This window comes from Salinilacustrithrix flava, from assembly GCF_041228405.1.
GTDB lineage: Bacteria > Actinomycetota > Acidimicrobiia > Acidimicrobiales > Salinilacustritrichaceae > Salinilacustrithrix > Salinilacustrithrix flava.
In genome coordinates this window covers 3731052-3748298 of the sequence record NZ_CP133888.1, presented here as the reverse complement: position 1 = coordinate 3748298, position 17247 = coordinate 3731052, and the positions used below count along the sequence as shown (strand labels likewise).

At 71.3% G+C, this 17247-nt stretch carries 20 protein-coding genes, 1 tRNA gene and 1 pseudogene; 10 read left to right on the top strand and 12 right to left on the bottom strand.

Features of this window, described 5'->3' with window-relative positions:
• The first annotated feature begins 1 nt into the window (after position 1).
• The 3 genes from RGQ06_RS18365 to trpA are packed head-to-tail and all read left to right on the top strand — an operon-like array spanning position 2 to position 2609.
• A complete protein-coding gene (locus RGQ06_RS18365) occupies positions 2 to 652 on the top strand; it encodes a phosphoribosylanthranilate isomerase (protein ID WP_432427829.1) in 651 nt (216 codons plus the stop codon).
• Positions 649 to 1833 carry a tryptophan synthase subunit beta gene (trpB, locus tag RGQ06_RS18360; RefSeq protein WP_432427828.1) on the top strand — a complete coding sequence of 395 codons (1185 nt, stop codon included), beginning with the start codon at positions 649 to 651 and terminating at the stop codon, positions 1831 to 1833. The genes RGQ06_RS18365 and trpB overlap by 4 nt, the downstream gene beginning before the upstream one ends.
• Positions 1833 to 2609: a tryptophan synthase subunit alpha gene (gene trpA, locus RGQ06_RS18355; protein WP_432427827.1), complete on the top strand. Its 777-nt coding sequence runs from the start codon at positions 1833 to 1835 to the stop codon at positions 2607 to 2609. Before trpB ends, trpA begins: the two co-directional genes overlap by 1 nt.
• Here the strand turns inward: trpA and RGQ06_RS18350 are convergent.
• Positions 2496 to 3500: a YihY/virulence factor BrkB family protein gene (locus tag RGQ06_RS18350; RefSeq protein ID WP_432427826.1), complete on the bottom strand. Its 1005-nt coding sequence runs from the start codon at positions 3498 to 3500 to the stop codon at positions 2496 to 2498. The two genes, trpA and RGQ06_RS18350, sit on opposite strands and share 114 nt — an antisense overlap.
• Positions 3497 to 4141: a dienelactone hydrolase family protein gene (locus RGQ06_RS18345; RefSeq protein ID WP_432427825.1), complete on the bottom strand. Its 645-nt coding sequence runs from the start codon at positions 4139 to 4141 to the stop codon at positions 3497 to 3499. Before RGQ06_RS18345 ends, RGQ06_RS18350 begins: the two co-directional genes overlap by 4 nt.
• Before the next feature lie 71 nt (positions 4142 to 4212).
• On the opposite strand from RGQ06_RS18345, the gene RGQ06_RS18340 reads away from it, so the two are divergent.
• The 6 genes from RGQ06_RS18340 to RGQ06_RS18315 all read left to right on the top strand — a co-directional run bounded on the left by RGQ06_RS18340 (position 4213) and on the right by RGQ06_RS18315 (position 7456).
• Complete coding sequence (locus RGQ06_RS18340) at positions 4213 to 4515, top strand: hypothetical protein (protein ID WP_432427824.1); 303 nt, start codon at positions 4213 to 4215, stop codon at positions 4513 to 4515.
• A 32-nt stretch (positions 4516 to 4547) separates the two neighbouring features.
• Positions 4548 to 5807 carry an alkyl sulfatase dimerization domain-containing protein gene (locus RGQ06_RS18335; RefSeq protein WP_432427823.1) on the top strand — a complete coding sequence of 420 codons (1260 nt, stop codon included), beginning with the start codon at positions 4548 to 4550 and terminating at the stop codon, positions 5805 to 5807.
• Complete coding sequence (locus tag RGQ06_RS18330; protein WP_432427822.1) at positions 5800 to 6207, top strand: globin; 408 nt, start codon at positions 5800 to 5802, stop codon at positions 6205 to 6207. The genes RGQ06_RS18335 and RGQ06_RS18330 overlap by 8 nt, the downstream gene beginning before the upstream one ends.
• 75 nt (positions 6208 to 6282) lie before the next feature.
• Positions 6283 to 6744: a thioredoxin-dependent thiol peroxidase gene (gene bcp / locus RGQ06_RS18325; protein ID WP_432427821.1), complete on the top strand. Its 462-nt coding sequence runs from the start codon at positions 6283 to 6285 to the stop codon at positions 6742 to 6744.
• A 4-nt stretch (positions 6745 to 6748) separates the two neighbouring features.
• Entirely contained in the window at positions 6749 to 7177 is a 429-nt protein-coding gene (gene fabZ, locus RGQ06_RS18320) for a 3-hydroxyacyl-ACP dehydratase FabZ (RefSeq protein ID WP_432427820.1), read from the top strand.
• Positions 7178 to 7219: 42 nt separating this feature from the next.
• Complete coding sequence (locus tag RGQ06_RS18315) at positions 7220 to 7456, top strand: hypothetical protein (protein WP_432427819.1); 237 nt, start codon at positions 7220 to 7222, stop codon at positions 7454 to 7456.
• Positions 7457 to 7530: 74 nt separating this feature from the next.
• Here RGQ06_RS18315 and RGQ06_RS18310 read toward each other — a convergent pair whose 3' ends face one another.
• The 6 genes from RGQ06_RS18310 to RGQ06_RS18285 are packed head-to-tail and all read right to left on the bottom strand — an operon-like array spanning position 7531 to position 11846.
• Positions 7531 to 8739 (bottom strand): beta-ketoacyl-[acyl-carrier-protein] synthase family protein, encoded by a 1209-nt coding sequence (locus tag RGQ06_RS18310; protein WP_432427818.1) that lies wholly within the window; start codon positions 8737 to 8739, stop codon positions 7531 to 7533.
• 19 nt (positions 8740 to 8758) lie between these two features.
• Positions 8759 to 8992 carry an acyl carrier protein gene (gene acpP / locus RGQ06_RS18305; protein ID WP_432427817.1) on the bottom strand — a complete coding sequence of 78 codons (234 nt, stop codon included), beginning with the start codon at positions 8990 to 8992 and terminating at the stop codon, positions 8759 to 8761.
• Between the two features lie 45 nt (positions 8993 to 9037).
• Positions 9038 to 9748 (bottom strand): 3-oxoacyl-ACP reductase FabG, encoded by a 711-nt coding sequence (gene fabG, locus RGQ06_RS18300; RefSeq protein WP_432427816.1) that lies wholly within the window; start codon positions 9746 to 9748, stop codon positions 9038 to 9040.
• Positions 9745 to 10749, bottom strand: a complete 1005-nt coding sequence (locus tag RGQ06_RS18295) for a beta-ketoacyl-ACP synthase III (protein WP_432427815.1) — start codon at positions 10747 to 10749, stop codon at positions 9745 to 9747. Before RGQ06_RS18295 ends, fabG begins: the two co-directional genes overlap by 4 nt.
• Positions 10746 to 11669, bottom strand: a complete 924-nt coding sequence (gene fabD / locus RGQ06_RS18290) for an ACP S-malonyltransferase (RefSeq protein ID WP_432427814.1) — start codon at positions 11667 to 11669, stop codon at positions 10746 to 10748. Before fabD ends, RGQ06_RS18295 begins: the two co-directional genes overlap by 4 nt.
• A gap of 54 nt (positions 11670 to 11723) precedes the next feature.
• A complete protein-coding gene (locus tag RGQ06_RS18285) occupies positions 11724 to 11846 on the bottom strand; it encodes a hypothetical protein (protein ID WP_432427813.1) in 123 nt (40 codons plus the stop codon).
• A 129-nt stretch (positions 11847 to 11975) separates the two neighbouring features.
• Here RGQ06_RS18285 and RGQ06_RS18280 point away from each other — a divergent pair, with 129 nt between their 5' ends.
• A complete protein-coding gene (locus RGQ06_RS18280; protein ID WP_432427812.1) occupies positions 11976 to 12629 on the top strand; it encodes a hypothetical protein in 654 nt (217 codons plus the stop codon).
• On the opposite strand, the gene RGQ06_RS18275 is transcribed toward RGQ06_RS18280, so the two are convergent.
• The 4 genes and pseudogenes from RGQ06_RS18275 to malQ all read right to left on the bottom strand — a co-directional run bounded on the left by RGQ06_RS18275 (position 12595) and on the right by malQ (position 17120).
• Positions 12595 to 12678: transfer RNA gene (locus tag RGQ06_RS18275), tRNA-Leu, on the bottom strand. The two genes, RGQ06_RS18280 and RGQ06_RS18275, sit on opposite strands and share 35 nt — an antisense overlap.
• Before the next feature lie 28 nt (positions 12679 to 12706).
• A complete protein-coding gene (locus RGQ06_RS18270) occupies positions 12707 to 14713 on the bottom strand; it encodes a pilus assembly protein TadG-related protein (protein WP_432430685.1) in 2007 nt (668 codons plus the stop codon).
• Between the two features lie 200 nt (positions 14714 to 14913).
• Positions 14914 to 15021, bottom strand: a pseudogene (locus RGQ06_RS18265) (TadE/TadG family type IV pilus assembly protein); the annotation flags it as partial.
• 245 nt (positions 15022 to 15266) lie between these two features.
• Positions 15267 to 17120, bottom strand: a complete 1854-nt coding sequence (malQ, locus tag RGQ06_RS18260) for a 4-alpha-glucanotransferase (protein ID WP_432427809.1) — start codon at positions 17118 to 17120, stop codon at positions 15267 to 15269.
• Between the last annotated feature and the right edge of the window lie 127 nt (positions 17121 to 17247).

Sequence of the window (17247 nt, the reverse complement as noted above, 5' to 3'; positions counted from 1 at the left end):
CGTGTTCGTGAAGATCTGCGCCACCACCAGCGCCGCTGACGCCGAGCTGGCCGTCGACGCTGGTGCCGACGCGATCGGCGTGATCTTCGCCCCCTCCCGCCGCCAGGTCACCGTCGAGGAGGCCAAGGAGATCGTGGCCGCCGTCCCCGACCACGTGCTCACCGTCGGCGTCTTCCGCGACCACCTGGCCCGGGAGGTCCTCGACATCGTCGACGAGGTCGGCCTGCGGGCGGCCCAGCTCCACGGCGCCGAGACGCCCGCCACCAGCGCCCAGGTGCACGAGCGGGTCCCGGTGCTGATCCGCGGCATGGCGGCCGGCGACCCTCAGCTCGACGAGATCGACCGCCACGGCGCCGACATCCTCCTGCTCGACGCACCCACGCCCGGCGGCGGCGAGCCCTTCGACTGGAGCCTGGTCGGCGACCTCACCCGTCGCCACCGAGTGCTCCTCGCCGGCGGCCTCCGGCCCGACACCGTGGCCGACGCCATCCGCACGGTCCGGCCCTGGGGCGTCGACGTCGCCTCCGGTGTCGAGGCGTCCTTCGGGAAGAAGGACCCCGACGCCGTGCGGGCGTTCGTCGCCGCCGCCAAGGCTGCCGACCCCGGCACCGACCCCCACACCCCCCTCGCCGACCTCTGGACCGCACCATGACCACCACGCCCACCGCCGCCGACTCGATCATGGGCGACGTGCCCGACGGCCGCTTCGGCCGCTTCGGCGGCCAGTTCGTCCCCGAGACCCTGGTCGGTGCCTGCCAGGAGGTCGAGCACGAGTTCCGCGCCGCCTGGGCCGACGAGGCCTTCCGGGGTCGGCTCGACGGCCTCCTGCGCGACTACGCCGGCCGCCCCAGCCCCCTGACCCTGTGCGACCGCCTCTCCGACGAGCTCGGCCTGCGCCTGCTGCTCAAGCGCGAGGACCTGAACCACACCGGCAGCCACAAGATCAACAACGTCCTCGGCCAGGCCCTGCTCGCCCAGCGGATGGGCAAGAAGCGCCTGGTGGCCGAGACCGGCGCCGGCCAGCACGGCGTGGCCACCGCGACCGCCGCCGCCCTGCTCGGCCTCGACTGCGTCGTCTACATGGGCGCCGTCGACATGGAGCGCCAGAAGCTCAACGTGTTCCGGATGCGCCTCCTCGGCGCCGAGGTCCGCTCGGCCGAGACCGGCTCCCGCACCCTCAAGGACGCGGTGAACGAGGCCATGCGGGACTGGGTCGCCACCGTGGAGTCCACCCACTACTGCCTCGGCTCGGCGATGGGCCCGCACCCGTACCCGTTCATGGTCCGCGAGCTGCACCGGGTGATCGGCACCGAGGCCCGCGAGCAGTGCCTCGCCCTCGACGGACGGGACCCGGACGTCGTCACCGCCTGCGTGGGTGGCGGCTCCAACGCCATCGGCATCTTCTCCGGCTTCGTCGACTCCGACGCCGACCTGGTGGGCGTCGAGCCCGCCGGCGGCGCAGCCGTCGGGCGCGGCGTGGCCGGCATCGTCCACGGCTCCACATCGTTCCTGCTCCAGGACGACCACGGCCAGGTCCAGGAGGCCCAGTCGATCTCCGCCGGCCTCGACTACCCCGGCGTCGGCCCCGAGCACGCCCACCTCGCCGAGCTGGGTCGGGCCCGCTACGAGTCGGTCACCGACGCCGAGGTGCTCGACGCCTTCCAGCTGCTGTCCCGCACCGAGGGCATCATCCCGGCGCTCGAGCCGGCCCACGCCCTCGCCTGGGTCAGCCGGGCCCGTGAGGAGCTCGCCGGCAAGACCGTGCTGCTCAACCTGTCGGGCCGGGGCGACAAGGACGTGGCCCAGGTCGCCGAGATCCTCGGGGAGCTGTGATGGGCACGCTCGAGAAGCACCTGCGCGAGCGGCGCGACAGCGGCCGCAAGCTGCTGATGCCCTACGTCACCGGCGGCATCACCGACGACTGGCTCGACGTCATCCGCGCCTACGAGGACGCCGGCGCCGACGGTGTCGAGGTCAACATCCCGTTCTCCGACCCGGTCATGGACGGGCCCACGATCCAGGCCGCATCCGACCAGGCGCTGCGCCGGGGCACCACGCCCCGCACGGTCCTGTCCGAGCTGCGCGGCCTCGACGTCTCCATCCCGCTCATCGTGATGACCTACGCCAACATCCCGTTCCGCATGGGGTACCGGCGCTTCGTCGAGGAGTGCATCCAGTCCGGGGTGCACGGCGCGATCATCCCCGACGTCCCCTACGAGGAGATGGACGCCTGGGAGGAGGCGGTGGGCGACGCCGACCTCGACACCGTCATGCTGGCCAGCCCGATCAGCAGCGACGAGCGCCTCGCCAAGCTGACCGCTCGCAGCCGGGGCTTCGTCTACGGCGTGAACGTGCTCGGCGTGACCGGCGAGCGCTCCGAGGTCGGGACGTGGACCGCGGACCTGGCCGGTCGGGTCAAGCAGATCACCGATCTCCCGGTGGTGATGGGCTTCGGCATCTCCTCCCCGGAGACCGCTGCTGCGGCCGCCGCCCCGTCAGACGGGGTGATCGTCGCCTCGGCGATCATGCGCCTGCTCCTCGACGGCGGGTCCGCGCTGGAGGCCGGTGCGTTCGTCGCCGATCTCCGTCGCGCGATCGACGGCGTCTGAGCCCAGGTCCACGCCGGCCTCGTCGGCCAGCACCTGGTTGAGCTCGCCACCGATGAGCACGGCGAGCGACAGCAGCCAGAACCACAGCAGCACGATGAGCGCACCGCCGAGGGCGCCGAACACCGCGTTCCCGGCCTGGGCGAGCTCCAGGTACAGGCGCAGCGCGCCGGAGAACAGCAGCCACAGCACCGCAGTGAGCAGCGCGCCCGGCACGTCCCAGCGCCACGGCGTGTGGTGGTTGGGGGCGATGTGGAAGATCGTCGCCGCCCACAGCACGAGCACGACGAACGCGAACGGCAGCCGGAAGACGTCCCAGAGGAACACGAACTGGTCGCCGAGGCCGACCTGGTCGGCGATCTGCTCGCCGGTGCCGAACAGCGGGCCGACGACGATGGCCACGAGCATGAGCGACGCGGCCACGACCGAGCCCACGGCGACGAGCAGGGCGGTGCCGCGGACCCGCAACCAGCTGCGGTGCTCGTCCAGGTCGTAGACCACGTCGAGCGCGCGCACGAGGGCGGCGAAGCTGCGCGACACGGTCCAGATCGCGATCACGAGCGAGAAGGTCAGCAGGCCCGGGCGTTCGTTCTCGAACAGGTCGCGAGCCACCTCGAGGGTGCCGTCCGCCTCGGACGTGAGCACCGTGCCGAGGAAGTCGAGCACCCGCTCCTGCACGCGCTCGGCGACCTCCCCGCCGATGAGGGAGTCGAGCGGGCCGAGCATCGCGGCCAGGGCCAGGAACGCCGGCAGGAGGCTGAGCACGGCGTAGAAGGCCACGGCCGCGGCAGCGTCGGGGACGCGGTCGTGGGTCCACTCGGCGACCATGGCCCGAGCCACCCGGGTCGCCCGCGCCCGGAGCGAGGAGTCGGTCCGGGCGCCGCCCGGGCTCATGCGTGCTGGCGGAGGAACTCGATGGTCCGCTGCCAGGCGAGGTCGGCCGCGTCGGCGTCGTAGTTCGGGGTGCCGGCCTCGGCGAAGTGGTGGGCGACGCCCTCGTAGGTGTGGACCTCCACCGGCCGGCCGGCGAGGCCGAAGCTGGCCTCCATGAGGGCCAGCTCGTCGGGGTCGACCATGGCGTCGTCCTCGGCCAGGTGCAGCTGGTAGGCGGACATGGTCGCCGTGAAGTCGATGCTCTGGGTGCCGTAGTAGCCCACGACGGCGGAGACCTGGTCGGGGAAGCGCTCGGAGAACCACAACCCGAGCGACGCGCCCATGGAGAAGCCGACGACCATGATGCGGCTTCCCTGGGTGGCCGGCATGCGGTGGAGGGCGTCGGCGGAGGACTGGACGCCGAGCACGAGCCGGTTGGCGTCGGCCTCGGCCAGGAGCTGCTCGCCGTGGGCGTCGTCGCGGACGACCTCGCCGTCGAACAGGTCGGGGGCGACCACGGTGAAGCCGGCATCGGCCAGCTGGTTGCACCGGTCCTTGATGGCGTCGTTCAGGCCCCACCACGAGTGCAGGACGAGCACGCCGGGCCCGCTCCCGGACTTGGGCGCGTCGGCGTAGGCGGAGGTGGAGTGGGGGGTCGCCACAGGTCCGACGCTACCGGCACCCCCCTCAGAAACTGGCAGTTCCCACGTCGCGCGGGCAGGCTCGATGGCGCATGGGCACACCCGATCACGATCCCGACTGCGAGCTGTGCGAGGCGGCCCGGCTGACCCCGTGGTTCCACGAGGACGAGCTGTGCTGGGTCGCCGAGTGCGAGGCGTGCGCGGTGCCGATGGTCGTGTGGCGCCCGCACGGCATCGACCCGTCCGAAGCCGATCAGGCGAGGATGGTCGAGCAGCTCCACGCCGTCGCCGACGCCCAGCTCGGGGAACACTGGCTGGACCCGGACCGCCGCTCCATCCCCGGCCACTGGCACGTGCACGCCCGCCCCCAGGGCCGGTTCAACGGCTGGACCTGAGCTCGTTCCGTGGTCGCTGCCAGAATCGGGCGATGACCGAGCTGCTGGAGCGCTCCGCCCGCTACATCGACGAGGGCACCTACGAGGGCCCGGCTGCCAACAACCCGACCGACGCCTCGTTCCACGAGGTCGCCGACGGCATCGGGATGGTGGCGGCGTTCTCCCACGTGTGGGGGCTGCGGTCGGGCGGTGAGCTGGCCGTGTTCGACACCTCGCTGGCACCGTTCGGCGCGCTGGCCGTCGAGGCGCTGCGTCGGTGGACCGAGGACCCGCTGACCCACATCGTCTACACCCACGGCCACGTCGACCACGTCGGCGGCGCGCCGGCGTTCCTCGCCGACGCCGAGGCTCGGGGCCACGCCCGCCCCCGCATCACCTCGCACGAGAACGCACCGGAGCGCTTCGCCCGCTACCGGGACACGCACGGCTACAACGCGGTGATCAACGCCCGGCAGTTCGGCCCCGGCGGCCTGCAGTTCCCGGACCAGTTCGTGGCGCCTGACGTCACCTTCGAGGACGACCTGTCGCTGTCGGTCGGCGACACCGCCGTCGAGATCCACCACGACCGGGGCGAGACCGACGACCACGCCTGGTCCTGGGTCCCCGAGCACGAGGCCATCTTCTGCGGCGACCTGTTCATCTGGGTGTTCCCGAACGCCGGCAACCCCCAGAAGGTCCAGCGCTACGCGGCGGACTGGGCGGTGGCGCTGCGCAAGATGATCGCCCTCGAGCCCGAGCTCCTGCTGCCGGCCCACGGCCTGCCGATCGCGGGCAAGGAGCGCATCGCCGGCGTGCTCGACAACACCGCCACGGCGCTGGAGGGGCTGCTCCGCGACACGGTGGCGATGATGAACGAGGGCGCCACCCTCGACGAGATCGTCCACACGGTCCGCGTGCCCGAGCGCTTCGCCGAGCTGCCCTACCTGCGGGCCACCTACGACGAGCCCGAGTTCGTGGTGCGCAACATCTGGCGGCTGTACGGGGGCTGGTACGACGGCAACCCCGCTCGCCTCAAGCCGCCCCGAGACGCCGACGTGGCCGCCGAGGTCGCCGGCCTGGCCGGGGGAGCGGCCGCGCTGTCGGTGCGCGCCGTCGAGGTCGCCGACGCCGGCGACCTGCGCCTCGCCTGCCAGCTGGCCGAGTGGGCCGGTGCCGCCGCCCCCGACGACGCCGAGGTCCACGAGCGTCGCGCCGAGGTCTACCGCCGCCGGCGCCAGGCCGAGTCGTCGCTGATGTCCAAGGGCATCTTCGGCACGGCGGCGCAGGCATCGGAGGCGATCGTCGATGGCTGAGCAGGACGACGAGACGTTCCAGGTCACCGTCCACCAGGCCGTCGGCGGCGACGAGTTCTTCGTCGAGCTGGTCGAGCGGTTCTACGCCGGCGTGGCCGAGGAGCCGCTGCTGCGCCCGATGTACCCCGAGGACCTCACCGAGCCCAAGCGCCACCTGGCCGGGTTCCTCATCCAGTTCTGGGGCGGCTCCCAGGCGTACTCGCAGGAGCGGGGCCATCCCCGGCTGCGCATGCGCCACGTCCCGTTCTCGATCGGCCCGGCCGAGCGCGACGCGTGGTACCGGAACATGGTGCGGGCGCTCAACAGCCTGGTCGAGGAGCGCGACATCCTCCCCGAGGCCGAGAAGGCCATGCGGGACTACTTCTCGATGTCGGCCGAGGCGATGCGCAACGCCGAGTAGGTGTCGCCTTCGGCGACCTGGAGTTGCTCGCTGGCGCTCACAACGTCCCTGGCTCCGCCATGGCAGGATCGCCGCATGGCACCTCAAGCTGGCGACAAGGCCCCCGCGTTCACCCTCCTCGACCAGGACGGCGAGAAGGTGAAGCTCACCGACCTCAAGGGCCGCAAGGTGCTCGTGTACTTCTACCCGAAGGCCGACACGCCCGGGTGCACCACGCAGTCCTGCGAGCTCTCGGCCATCAAGGACGACATCGACGTCCAGATCATCGGCATCAGCCCCGACGAACCGGAGAAGCAGAAGAAGTTCGACGAGAAGCACTCGCTCGGCTTCCCGCTGCTGTCGGACCCCGACCACAAGGTGGCCGAGAAGTACGGGTCGTGGGGCGAGAAGTCCATGTACGGCCGCAAGTACATGGGCATCATCCGCTCAGCGTTCCTCATCGACGAGAAGGGCAAGGTCCTCGAAGCGTGGCCGAAGATCACGCCCAAGGACACGCCGAAGAAGCTGCTCAAGGCCCTCGAGATCCGTCGGGTCTGAGCGGGTGACCGACCTCGACCCCCGCCAGGTCCTCCCGCACAGGGACCCGTTCGCGTTCATCACCACCATCGACGAGGTCGTGCCGGGCGAGTCGGCTCGCTGCTCGTGGGTGCTCACCGGCGAGGAGGCGTTCTTCGCCGGCCACTTCCCAGGTCGGCCCACCCTGCCGGGCGTGCTCATGCTCGAAGCCCTCGCCCAGACCGGCGCCATCGCCGCCCTCCAGGACGAGCGCTTCGCCGGCAAGCTCCTGCTGTTCGGCGGCGTCGACAAGGCCCGGTTCCGCCGCCAGGTCCTGCCCGGCGACACCCTCACCCTCGAGATGACCATGGGCCGCATGTCGGCCCGGGCCGGCAAGGGTTCGGGCACGGCCAGCGTGGGTGGTGAGGTGGCCTGCCAGGCCGACCTCCTCTTCGTGGTCGCCGACGCCCAGTAGCCCCGGTTCTGTCCGGCCTCCCGTCAGGGGAGGGAGGGCGCCATGCACCACCTCACCCGACGGACCCTGGCCACCACCGTCTGCGCCGGCGCGCTCCTGTTCGGTGCCGGCGCCTGCGGTGACGACGACACCGGCGTCGACGTCGACATCGACGAGGAGCAGGTCGAGGAGAACCTCGACGAGACCGGCGAGGACATCAGCGAGGGCCTCGACGACGCCGAGGACACCATCGACGAGAACCTCGACGTCGAGGTCGGCGACGACGCCGAAGGCGACTAGATCCCCCAAGCTGTTCCGCTGTCGCTGCCAGAGCCCCCCCCCCCGAAGCTGGCAGCGACAGCGGAACGCGAAGGTCAGCTCGGCGGCGCGACGATGAGGCAGCCGTTGTGGCCGCCGAAGCCGAAGCTGTTCGACAGCACCGGGCCGGGCTCCCACTCGCGCGGTTCGCCCAGCACCAGGTCGATCTGGGGCAGCTCCGGATCCACCGCGGTGGTCCCGAACGTCGGCGGGATCAGCCGCTTCTGGATCGCCATGACCGCCGCCACGGCCTCGAGCGCACCGGCGGCGCCGAGCGCGTGACCGGTGACGCCCTTGGTCGAGGTGACCGGCGGGCCATCGTCGCCGAAGACCTTGGCGATGGCGTGGGCCTCAGCCGCGTCGTTCAGCGGGGTGGAGGTGCCGTGGGCGTTGATGTGGCCGATGTCCTCGGGCCGCAGGCCGGCGTCGGCCAGCGCCAGCTCCATGCAGGTGACGGCGCCGACCCCGCCCGGTGCGGGCGCGGTGATGTGGTGCGCATCCGCGGTGGAGGCGCCGCCGAGGAACTCGCCGAGGATCGTGGCGCCCCGGGCGACCGCGGCGTCCCACTCCTCGAGCAGGACGAGGCCGGCGCCCTCGGCGATCACGAAGCCATTGCGGTCGGCGCTGAAGGGGCGGGACACTCCGTCGTTGGACAGCGCCGTCATGTTCTGGAACCCGGCCAGCCCGGTGGGGGTGAGCGCGGACTCCGACCCGCCGGCGATGACCGCGTCGCAGCGGTCCCAGGCGATGAGGTCTGCGGCCCGGGTGATGCCGTGGGTGCCGGCGGCGCAGGCGGTGACGATGGACTCGCAGGGCCCCTGCCAGCCGTACTTCATCGACACCGACGCGCCGGCCGAGTTGGGCATCATCATCGGCACGAGGAAGGGCGACACCCGGCGGGAGCCCTTCTCGGCGTTGACGATGATCTGCTCCTCGAGCGTCTCGATGCCGCCGATGCCGGTGGCGATGGAGACGCCCATGCGGCTCGGGTCGTGGCCGATGTCGCCGTCGACGTGACCGGCCTGCTCGAGCAGGTCCTGGGCGGCCGCGAGGGCGAGCTGGGCGAAGCGGTCTGAGCGGCGGGCCTCCTTCGGGTTGGCGAAGTAGGGCGCCGGATCGAAGTCGTCGATCCGGCGCATGCCGTCCTCGGGGGCGGTGCAGAGCCCGTCCCAGAACTGCTCGGCACCGATGCCGGCCTTGGCCACCGCGCTGACCGCCGTGATGGCGACCCGGCGGCGGGTGCGATGGGTGCGATCGTCGGTCATCGGTGCCGTCCTGCCCTTGCTAGAGCTTGCCCTTGATGAGGTCGAAGGCGGCACCGACGGTCTCGATGCCCTCCAGCTCCTCCTCCTCGACGGTCACGTCGAACTCCTCCTCGAGGGCCATGACCAGCTCGACCAGGTCGAGGCTGTCGGCGTCGAGGTCGTCGGCGAAGCTCGCCTCCTTGGTGACCTGGGTGGCCTCGACGGAGAGGACCTCCACCGCGCACTTCTGGAACCGCTCGAAGTCGTCGCTCACTGCACTTGTCTCCTGTGTTGAAGGGGGATTGTCGAAAGGGGTGGGTCAGAAGCCCATGCCGAGGCCGCCGTCCACCGGCACCACGGCGCCGGTGACGAAGCTGGCCTCGTCGGACGCCAGGAACCGTACGACGGCGGCGACCTCGTCGGGCGAACCCAACCGGTTCATGGGCACGGTGGCGGCCAGCTCGTCGCGCCGCTTGTCGGTGACGGCGGCGAACATGTCGGTGTCGATGGGGCCGGGGGTGACGACGTTGACGGTGACGCTGCGGCTGGCCAGCTCCCGGGCCATGGAGCGGGCGAGGCCGATGACACCGGCCTTGGAGGCGGCGTAGTTCGCCTGTCCGGCGGCACCCATGTAGGCGCCGACCGAGGACATGAAGACGACGCGACCGAACCGGGCCCGCATCATGTTCTTGGTGACCGCCCGGGCGAAGCGGAAGCTGCCCGTGAGGTTGGTCTCGATGACGCTGGTGAAGTCCTCGTCGGACATCCGCACCAGCAGGCCGTCCTTGGTCATGCCGGCGTTGGCGACCAGGACCTCGATCGGGCCGAGCTGCTCTTCGACCGTGGCGATGGCGGCGTCCACCGCGGCGGGGTCGGCGATGTCGCAGGCGACGGCGAGCGCGCCATCGACCGCCCCACCCGATCTGGACACGGTGGCGACGCGGTGGCCGTCGGCGACGAACGCCTGCGTGCAGGCCAGTCCGATGCCGCGGTTGCCGCCCGTGACGAGGACGGTGCGGGGGGTGCTCATGGTGCGGCGCCGATCTCGACCGGGCCGGCCTCGGACCAGCGCAGCACCGCCGAGGCCCAGGTCATGCCGGCGCCGAAGCCGACGAGGAGGACGAGGTCGCCGTCGCGGACCCGCCCCTGGTCGAGCGCTTCGGACAGGGCCAGCGGGATGGAGGCCGCCGAGGTGTTGCCGGTGGACTGCAACACGAGGGCGGTCTGCTCGCGGTCGAAGCCGAGCTTGTCGCAGGCCGAGTCGATGATGCGGATGTTGGCCTGGTGGGGGACGACGAGGGCGATGTCCTTCGCCGTCACGCCGGCCCGCTCCATGGCGGTGTTGGCCGACTGGACCATGACGCGGACCGCCTTGCGGAACACCTCACGGCCGTCCATCTGCATGTAGCCGCCGAGCTCGGCGTAGAGGATGTGCTCGGCGTCGCCGTCGGAGCCGACGTCCCAGCCGAGCAGCTGGACGGGATCGCCCTCGGGGACGGCGTCGATCACGACCGCACCGCCGCCGTTGCCGAACAGGATCGCCGTGCCCCGGTCCTCGGGGTCGGTCATCTTGTCGAGCGTCTCGGCGCCGATGAGCAGGATGCGCTTGGACCCCATGGCGATGTAGCCGTTGGCGGCGGCGAGGCCGTAGACGAAGCCGGAGCAGGCGGCGTTGAGGTCGAACGCGCCGCAGTCGAGGCCGAGCGCGGCCTGGACCGTGCTGGCCGACGCCGGCAGGTTCCGGTCCGGGCTGGTGGTGCACAGGATCAGCAGGTCGATGGAGGCGGGGTCGACGCCGGCGGACTCGATGGCCTTCCGACCCGCTTCGGCGGCGAGGCCGGCGGTGGTGCCGCCGTATCGGCGCTCCTTGATGCCGGTGCGCTCCGTGATCCAGGCATCGGTGGTGTCGAGGTTGGCCTCGAGGTCGGCGTTGGACAGCACCTGGTCGGGCAGGGCCGTGCCCCAGCCGACGATGCGCCCGCCGCGCAGCCCACCGGTCGTGGTGTTGCCGGCGTCCGTGCGCCCGCTCATGCGTCCGCTCCGATCGCGGCCACGACGGCATCGAGCTGGTCGGGCGTCATCACCGAGTGACGGGCCGTGCCCTTGTCGATTCGCTTGATGGTGCCGGTGAGGACGGCGCCGGGGCCGACCTCGACGAACGTGGTCGCGCCGGCGGCGAGGAGGGCCTCGACGCAGCCGGTCCAGCGGACCGGGCTGGTGAGCTGTCGCTCCAGCAGCACCGGCCATTCGCCGGCGTCGGTGTGGATGGCGCCGTCGACGTTGGCCGCCACGGGCACGCCGGCGTCGTGGAAGGTGGCATCCGCGATCGCGGCGCCGAGGCGCTCGCCGGCCGGGGCCATGAACGGCGTGTGGAACGCGCCGGAGACATCGAGGGGCATGACGCGCTTGGCGCCGGCCTCCTTGGCGACCGCGGTCGCGGCGTCGATGGCCGCAGGGTCGCCGGCGATGACGACCTGGCCCGGAGCGTTGCTGTTGGCCACCCAGACGTCGCCGTCGACCGCGGCGCACACCTCGGTCACCTGCGGCTCGTCGAGCCCGAGCACCGCAGCCATCGTGCCCTTCCGCTGGGTGCAGCAGACCTGCATGGCCTCGCCCCGCTCGGCCACCAGACGGACGGCGTCGTCGAAGCCGAGCACCCCGGCGGCGCAGAGGGCCGACAGCTCGCCCAGGCTGTGCCCGGCGACCGCCGCCGGTCGGAGGTCGCGGCTGCGCAGTGCCTCGAGCACGACCATCGAGTGGACGAAGGTGCCGAGCTGGGCGTTGCGGGTCTCGACCAGCTCGTCGGCGTCGGCGTCGAGCAGCAGGTGGGCGACGTCGCGCCCGGTGGCGTCGGAGGCCTGCTCCACCACCGACCAGGCGGGGTCGTCGGCGAACGCCGCGCCCATGCCGGGCTGCTGGCTGCCCTGGCCGGGGAAGAGGAAGGTGAGCATGGGTCGGTCCGACCGCCACCACCCGCGCCAGGTTTCACGCGGGTGCAGGGTTTCTCACGCCACCGGCTTCACCGGCGCGTGGGCGCCGTACCCGTAGCGCTCGTCGTCGGCGTCGAGGCGGTCGTGGCGCCACTTCATGAAGGCGCAGAACGCGCAGAAGGTCAGGAGCAGCTTCATGTCTCCGAGCGTACGCCCACCCGACGTTCACTGGTCCCGGATCGACCACAGGTGGTCGGTCCGGGACCAACGAAGCGGTGCCCGGGGCGGCAGCGGATGCTGTCGTACACCGTCCGTACGGTTGACGTCATGGTCGCGGGCCACCCTCCGGAGGTCGCTGACGATGGTCGGCGTCGGGCGTACGCGTACCTGTTGGGTCAGTACCTGGGCGACGGCTGCATCTCCGAACAGCGTCGACAGGTGTTCCGGATGCGGGTCACGTGCGCCATGGCGTGGCCCCTGATCATCGACCTCGTCGAGGCGTCGATGCAGATCCTGCTCCCGACGAACGCCGTCGGGCACCTCACTCGCGAGGGTTGCATCGAGGTCGGCATGTCGAGCAAGCGGTGGCCGGCGCTCTTCCCCCAGCACGCTGGGGGCAAGAAGCACCTCCGCCCGCTCGCGCTCGCGAGCTGGCAGGAGACGATCGCACTCGACCGCCATCCCGAGCTATTCGTGTGCGGCCTGTTGCACAGCGATGGCTGTCGCTCGATGAACAAGGTCACCGTCAGAGGGAAGAGGTATGCGTATCCCCGCTACTTCTTCTCGAACCGCTCCGAGGACATCCATGCCATGTTCGCCGAAGCACTGGACCGACTCTCGATCACGTCGACCAGGTCGGGGTGGAACCAGAGCGTTGCCCGGCGCGAGGACGTCGCGGTGCTCGACGGCATCGGAGCTTCGAAGAGCAATCCGTGTGCCTTGGACGTGCCCGGAGCGGGGATCGAACCCGCAAGATCGTGAGATCAACGGTGTTTGAGACCGCAGCGTTTGCCAATTTCGCCATCCGGGCGAGAGCGACGAGCGTAGCGGCGAGGGTGTCAGCCGATGAGCTTCGGGCTGTCGCAGATGGCATCCACCGCCGTGACGTCCGCACCGGCGATGTCGGCGCCGAGCAGATCGAGGAGCGGCGCCACGACGCTCTGGTCGATCGAGTCGAGCATCGGCAAGAGCACGGTGCTGGTGATCGACCCGGTGATCGAGTTGATGAGGCTGTCGGGCACGAGGGGGTAACCGAGCACCTCGGTCGAGAGCCGGCTGGCGAGAAGACTGCGGAGGCCCAAGGAGGGTGCGGCCACGTTGTCGGTCTGCCCGACCTGCAGGTCCGAGACCGTCTGGGCCGTCGACGCGCCGACCGGAGCGGTGAGGCTTCCGTTCACCCGCGCGGCGTCGATGCCGAGGATGCTCACGGTCGCCAGGGGCGCGTTCGTTGCGTTGCCCTCGTCACCGATCTCGACGAGCTGCTGACCTGGCGTCATCGCTCCGACCCGGACCTTCGCCGCGTCGGTGGTCACATCGAGGTCGAGGAGACTCTGGGTCGGATCGGTGACGTTGCAGTCCAGGCCGGTCAGGGCCGCCGCGGCATCGCCCACGGTCACGTTCACCGGGATGTCGACGTTCACCGTGGCCACCGAGGGCAGCAGCGATCCGAGCGGCAAGAGGCTGGCGATGTTGACGTCGAGGGTGACACCCACGTCCACGCCGAGCCGGATCTGGGACGTCTCGGCGAACGCCTGTGCGCCGCCCGGTCGCCCTCGACCGAACTGCGGTCCCTCGATCACTGCCACCGTCACGATCGCCCGAGGGTCGACCACGTTGGAGACCAGTGGAAGCGACTGGAATGGGCCTGGTGGTAGTGCAACCTGCGTACCGACGAGGTTGTTGCCGTTGACCGCCTGGACCGAGGCGAGGAGGAGGTCCCAGGCGTTGATGTGGCTGTCGAGCACCGCGCCTGGGCTCGACACATCAGCGCTGAGCAGGTCGTCGAGCTGAACGGTGGCGTCCTGGTCCATCACCAGGGACAGGCCGCCGAGGTAGGCCACCGCGGCGTCGATCTGCTCGCCGTCGCCGTTCTCGTCGAGCGCACTGGCGGTGGCCTGGACGAGGTCGATCAGCTTCACCTCGGACGCCAGGACCTGCTCCGGACTTGCGGCGCCGGTCTCGGAGTCGACGTCTGCGGGGATGAAGCCGATCAGCTGACGGATCGTGATGTCGTTGCCGGCCAGGCCCTCGTAGCTCAGCGCACTGAGCGAGACGCCATCGTCTTCGGCCTGCGCAGGCATGGCCATGGAGGCGGGTTGATCGAACAGCACAGGCCCGCTCGTGGCGACCGGGTTGATCGGGTCGAGCCCTTGGAACAGCGCGTCGAGCACGGGATCGATCAGCGGCGAGTTCGCCGTGTCGACGCTGGCGAGGCGCGACCCGATGGAGAACACGGCTTCACCGTCCCGGACGGCGTAGGCCTCTCGCTTCGCCCCTCCGGTGCCCGGCTGGAAGAAGTAGTCGACGTCGTCCTCGAGGGAGACCCTCACCGAGTTCGGGATGCCGGAAGGGGTGACGGGGTCGAACTGGGGCGTGGCCGCTGCATCCCAGCGTCCGTAGGTGACGACGCTGGCGACCTCGGGCACCGATGCCATCGGCGTGAGCCCATTCCGGGTGAACGACTCGTTGGCGACGGACAGGAACGTCGGGTCGAGGTTGACGATCTGGTCCATCGTCCGGCCATCGGCCAAGCGGACGAGGTCGAGGGCGATCACGTCGGCATCCGCTTGCAGGTCCCGGCGCAAGGCTCGCTGGCGACCCAAGTCGACGGCGAAGGCGGTCATGAGCATCAGCACCGGGAGGAGGAGGGCGACGATCGGCAGGACCGCACCCCGGTCGCGGGTGTGCAGGTAGCGGTGGATCACTGGTTCAACCTCGCGACCGATCGGGACGAGATGGTGTCGGGAAGCAGTCGCGAGACCAGGGGTGGATCCAGGATCAACGGGAAGGCGGCGTAGTCGTAGTTGAGCTCGACGGTGACGCAGTCCGGTGTGGGATTGCCCCAATAGGTGCTCGGGTCGCTGGCAGCGATGTTGTCGCAATCGTGCACGGTGATGGTGCAGGACATGCCGTCGACGCCGCATTCCTGGTCGAAGCCGGCGACGGCCTCTTCGGTGGCGACGAGGGCGGCGTCGTATCGCTCGTCATCCGTGGGGAGGGTCGGCGTCGTCGCGCTGATCGCCACTGCGCCTGCCCGGGCTCCCTCGGCGGCGGCCCGGGTGACGTCCTGCTTGAACGAGAGCAGCAGACCGAACGTGATGATGCCGAAGACCACCATCACCAGCAGCACCGCCACGAACGCGAACTCGACCATCGCCGCCCCGTCGTCGCGTCTCGTCTGCGGGCGGAGTCGGGCTGGCATCTCGTCCTCGGTGGCAGGCGGTGGTCACGTGGACCCGGACCGTGTTCGCCGCCCCGAGCGGATCGGGGCGATGTGTCCAGTATCGGCACCCCTGTCGGATTGGACGATGCCCCGATGTGCCCATTTCCTTCCCACCCGGGAGGACTAGTCCGCCCGAGCGGCCCGACGGCGCTGGTGTTCCGTGGCCGCTGCCAGTTTCAGGGGGACGTGCGGCGGATCGACTCGAGCGTGGCGGGAGGAGGGCCGGCGATGAGGTCGTCGACCGGGTCCGGGTGGGCGATCGACCAGTTCGGCCACTCGTCGACGGTGCCGGGCATGTTGGGTCGCTCCTCCAGGCACAGGACGTCGTCGAGGTTGGCGATGGCCAGGTCCACCGGGGAGGTGGCCAGCGCCCGGTGGTTGGCCACGACGGCATCCTCGACCGAGGCGTCGCCGTCCCCGACGAGCCGCTCGAGGCTCGCTCGCAGCGACCCGGCGCCGTCGTTCGACAGGCCGGCCTCGGACCGCAGCCGCCCGTCGGCGCCGGTCCAGGTGCCGGCGATGGTCGGCAGGTCGTGGGTGGTCACGGCGCCGCCGACGTTGGAGGGCCACTGCGACGGTGGGGTGTCCTCGAAGTAGACGAGTCGGGTGCTGAGCACGCCGATGGTGGCGAGGTCGTCTCGGACGCCCTCCTCGACCGTGCCGAGGTCCTCGCCGATCACGAACGCGCCGGCCCGCTCGGACTCGATGGCCAGCACGGTCAGCAGGTCGTCGGCCGGGTAGCGCACGTACGCGCCATCGCTGGCCGAGCCGCCCGGCGGGATCCAGAACAGGCGGAACAGGCCGAGGACGTGGTCGATGCGGATGCCGGCTCCGTGGCGCAGCGACGCCCGGATGGTCCGGGCGAAGGTCTCGTAGCCGTCCTCCCGCATCCGGTGGGGGATCGACGGGGGCAGGCCCCAGTCCTGGCCGTCGGCGGCGAAGTCGTCCGGCGGGGCGCCGACGCGGGCGTCGAGGGCGAGCTGGTCCTGGTCGATCCAGGCATCGGCGCCGCCCGGGTCCACGCCGACGGCCAGGTCGGTGACCAGTGGGGCGACGTCGGCGAGACCGGCGAGCTGGCGGTCGGCGAGCAGCTGCAGCCAGCAGTGGAAGCGCGCCCGGTCGGCGCGCTCGGCGACGTAGCGGGCCACGGCGGGGCTGTCGGGGTGCTGGAGCTCGGTCAGCCAGTCCCGCCACGTGCCGGGGTGGTCCTCACTGATCGTGCAGAAGGCAGCCCAGCGCTCGAGGTCGTCGCCTCGCTCGGCCCGGAACGCGTCCAGCTCCCGATGGCCGGTCGTGCCGAGCCCCTCGAACAGCAGCTGCAGGGCCTGGCGCTTCGCGGCCCACACGGCGGTGCGGTCGATGCGGCGGTCCGCGAGCAGGGCCCGGGCCTCGTCGCCCAGCGAGCGGATCCGATCGTCGTTCGCCGCGCCGGGGGCCTCGTCGATGGTGATGTGCAGCGGGTTCAGGTTGCGCCGGCTGCTCGGGTAGTACGGGCTCGGCTGGGGGTGGTCGCCGGGGGAGGGGGCGTGGAGCGGGCTGAGGGCGAGGTGGTCGATGCCGTGCTCACGAGCCCAGTGTCCGAGGAGGCGCAGGTCGCGCAGGTCGCCGATGCCCCAGCTCTGCCGGCTGCGGGATGCATAGGCCTGCACGGCGAGCGCCGACCGGCGCATGTCCTCCGGTCGGTGGCAGGAGCGGGGACGGACGAGGAGCAGTGTGGCGGGGCCACGGTCGACGGGGATGAGGCGGTGACGCCCGATCGGCAGGTCCGGCGGGAGGGCCTCGACGACGCCGACGTCGGTGCCGTCCTCCAGCCGCAGGCGGCACGGGCTGCGCAGCGTCTCGCCACCCCAGCCGACCGGCACCGTCCACACCGGCGGGCCCTCCGGCGCGCTCGGCTCGTCGACAGCGCCGCCCATGGCTGCCCGGATGGCGTCCCGTGTGGCGGCCGGCGTCTCGTGCCACTCGCCGTTGGTGGCGTGGTAGCCGTGGTCGATGCCCCAGCCGTCCATGCCTCCTCGACCGTCCTGCACTGCGTCCTCTCCTCGGTCGGGGCCGGTGCCACGGTAGCCATGCCCACCGTCGCTCCCGCTCAGCCCCGTCCCGGCGGCCGTGGTGCGACACCAGCACTGCCAGTTCGAGGAGGGGGTTCCGGCGTAG

Excerpts from the sequence above, each read along its gene's own strand:
- trpB (WP_432427828.1), top strand. The coding sequence starts at position 649 with ATGACCACCACGCCCACCGCCGCCGACTCGATCATGGGCGACGTGCCC.
- trpA (WP_432427827.1), top strand. The coding sequence starts at position 1,833 with ATGGGCACGCTCGAGAAGCACCTGCGCGAGCGGCGCGACAGCGGCCGC.
- RGQ06_RS18350 (WP_432427826.1), bottom strand. The coding sequence starts at position 3,500 with ATGAGCCCGGGCGGCGCCCGGACCGACTCCTCGCTCCGGGCGCGGGCG.
- RGQ06_RS18340 (WP_432427824.1), top strand. The coding sequence starts at position 4,213 with ATGGGCACACCCGATCACGATCCCGACTGCGAGCTGTGCGAGGCGGCC.
- RGQ06_RS18335 (WP_432427823.1), top strand. The coding sequence starts at position 4,548 with ATGACCGAGCTGCTGGAGCGCTCCGCCCGCTACATCGACGAGGGCACC.
- RGQ06_RS18330 (WP_432427822.1), top strand. The coding sequence starts at position 5,800 with ATGGCTGAGCAGGACGACGAGACGTTCCAGGTCACCGTCCACCAGGCC.
- bcp (WP_432427821.1), top strand. The coding sequence starts at position 6,283 with ATGGCACCTCAAGCTGGCGACAAGGCCCCCGCGTTCACCCTCCTCGAC.
- RGQ06_RS18315 (WP_432427819.1), top strand. The coding sequence starts at position 7,220 with ATGCACCACCTCACCCGACGGACCCTGGCCACCACCGTCTGCGCCGGC.
- RGQ06_RS18310 (WP_432427818.1), bottom strand. The coding sequence starts at position 8,739 with ATGACCGACGATCGCACCCATCGCACCCGCCGCCGGGTCGCCATCACG.
- fabG (WP_432427816.1), bottom strand. The coding sequence starts at position 9,748 with ATGAGCACCCCCCGCACCGTCCTCGTCACGGGCGGCAACCGCGGCATC.
- RGQ06_RS18295 (WP_432427815.1), bottom strand. The coding sequence starts at position 10,749 with ATGAGCGGGCGCACGGACGCCGGCAACACCACGACCGGTGGGCTGCGC.
- fabD (WP_432427814.1), bottom strand. The coding sequence starts at position 11,669 with ATGCTCACCTTCCTCTTCCCCGGCCAGGGCAGCCAGCAGCCCGGCATG.
- RGQ06_RS18285 (WP_432427813.1), bottom strand. The coding sequence starts at position 11,846 with ATGAAGCTGCTCCTGACCTTCTGCGCGTTCTGCGCCTTCATGAAGTGG.
- RGQ06_RS18280 (WP_432427812.1), top strand. The coding sequence starts at position 11,976 with ATGGTCGCGGGCCACCCTCCGGAGGTCGCTGACGATGGTCGGCGTCGG.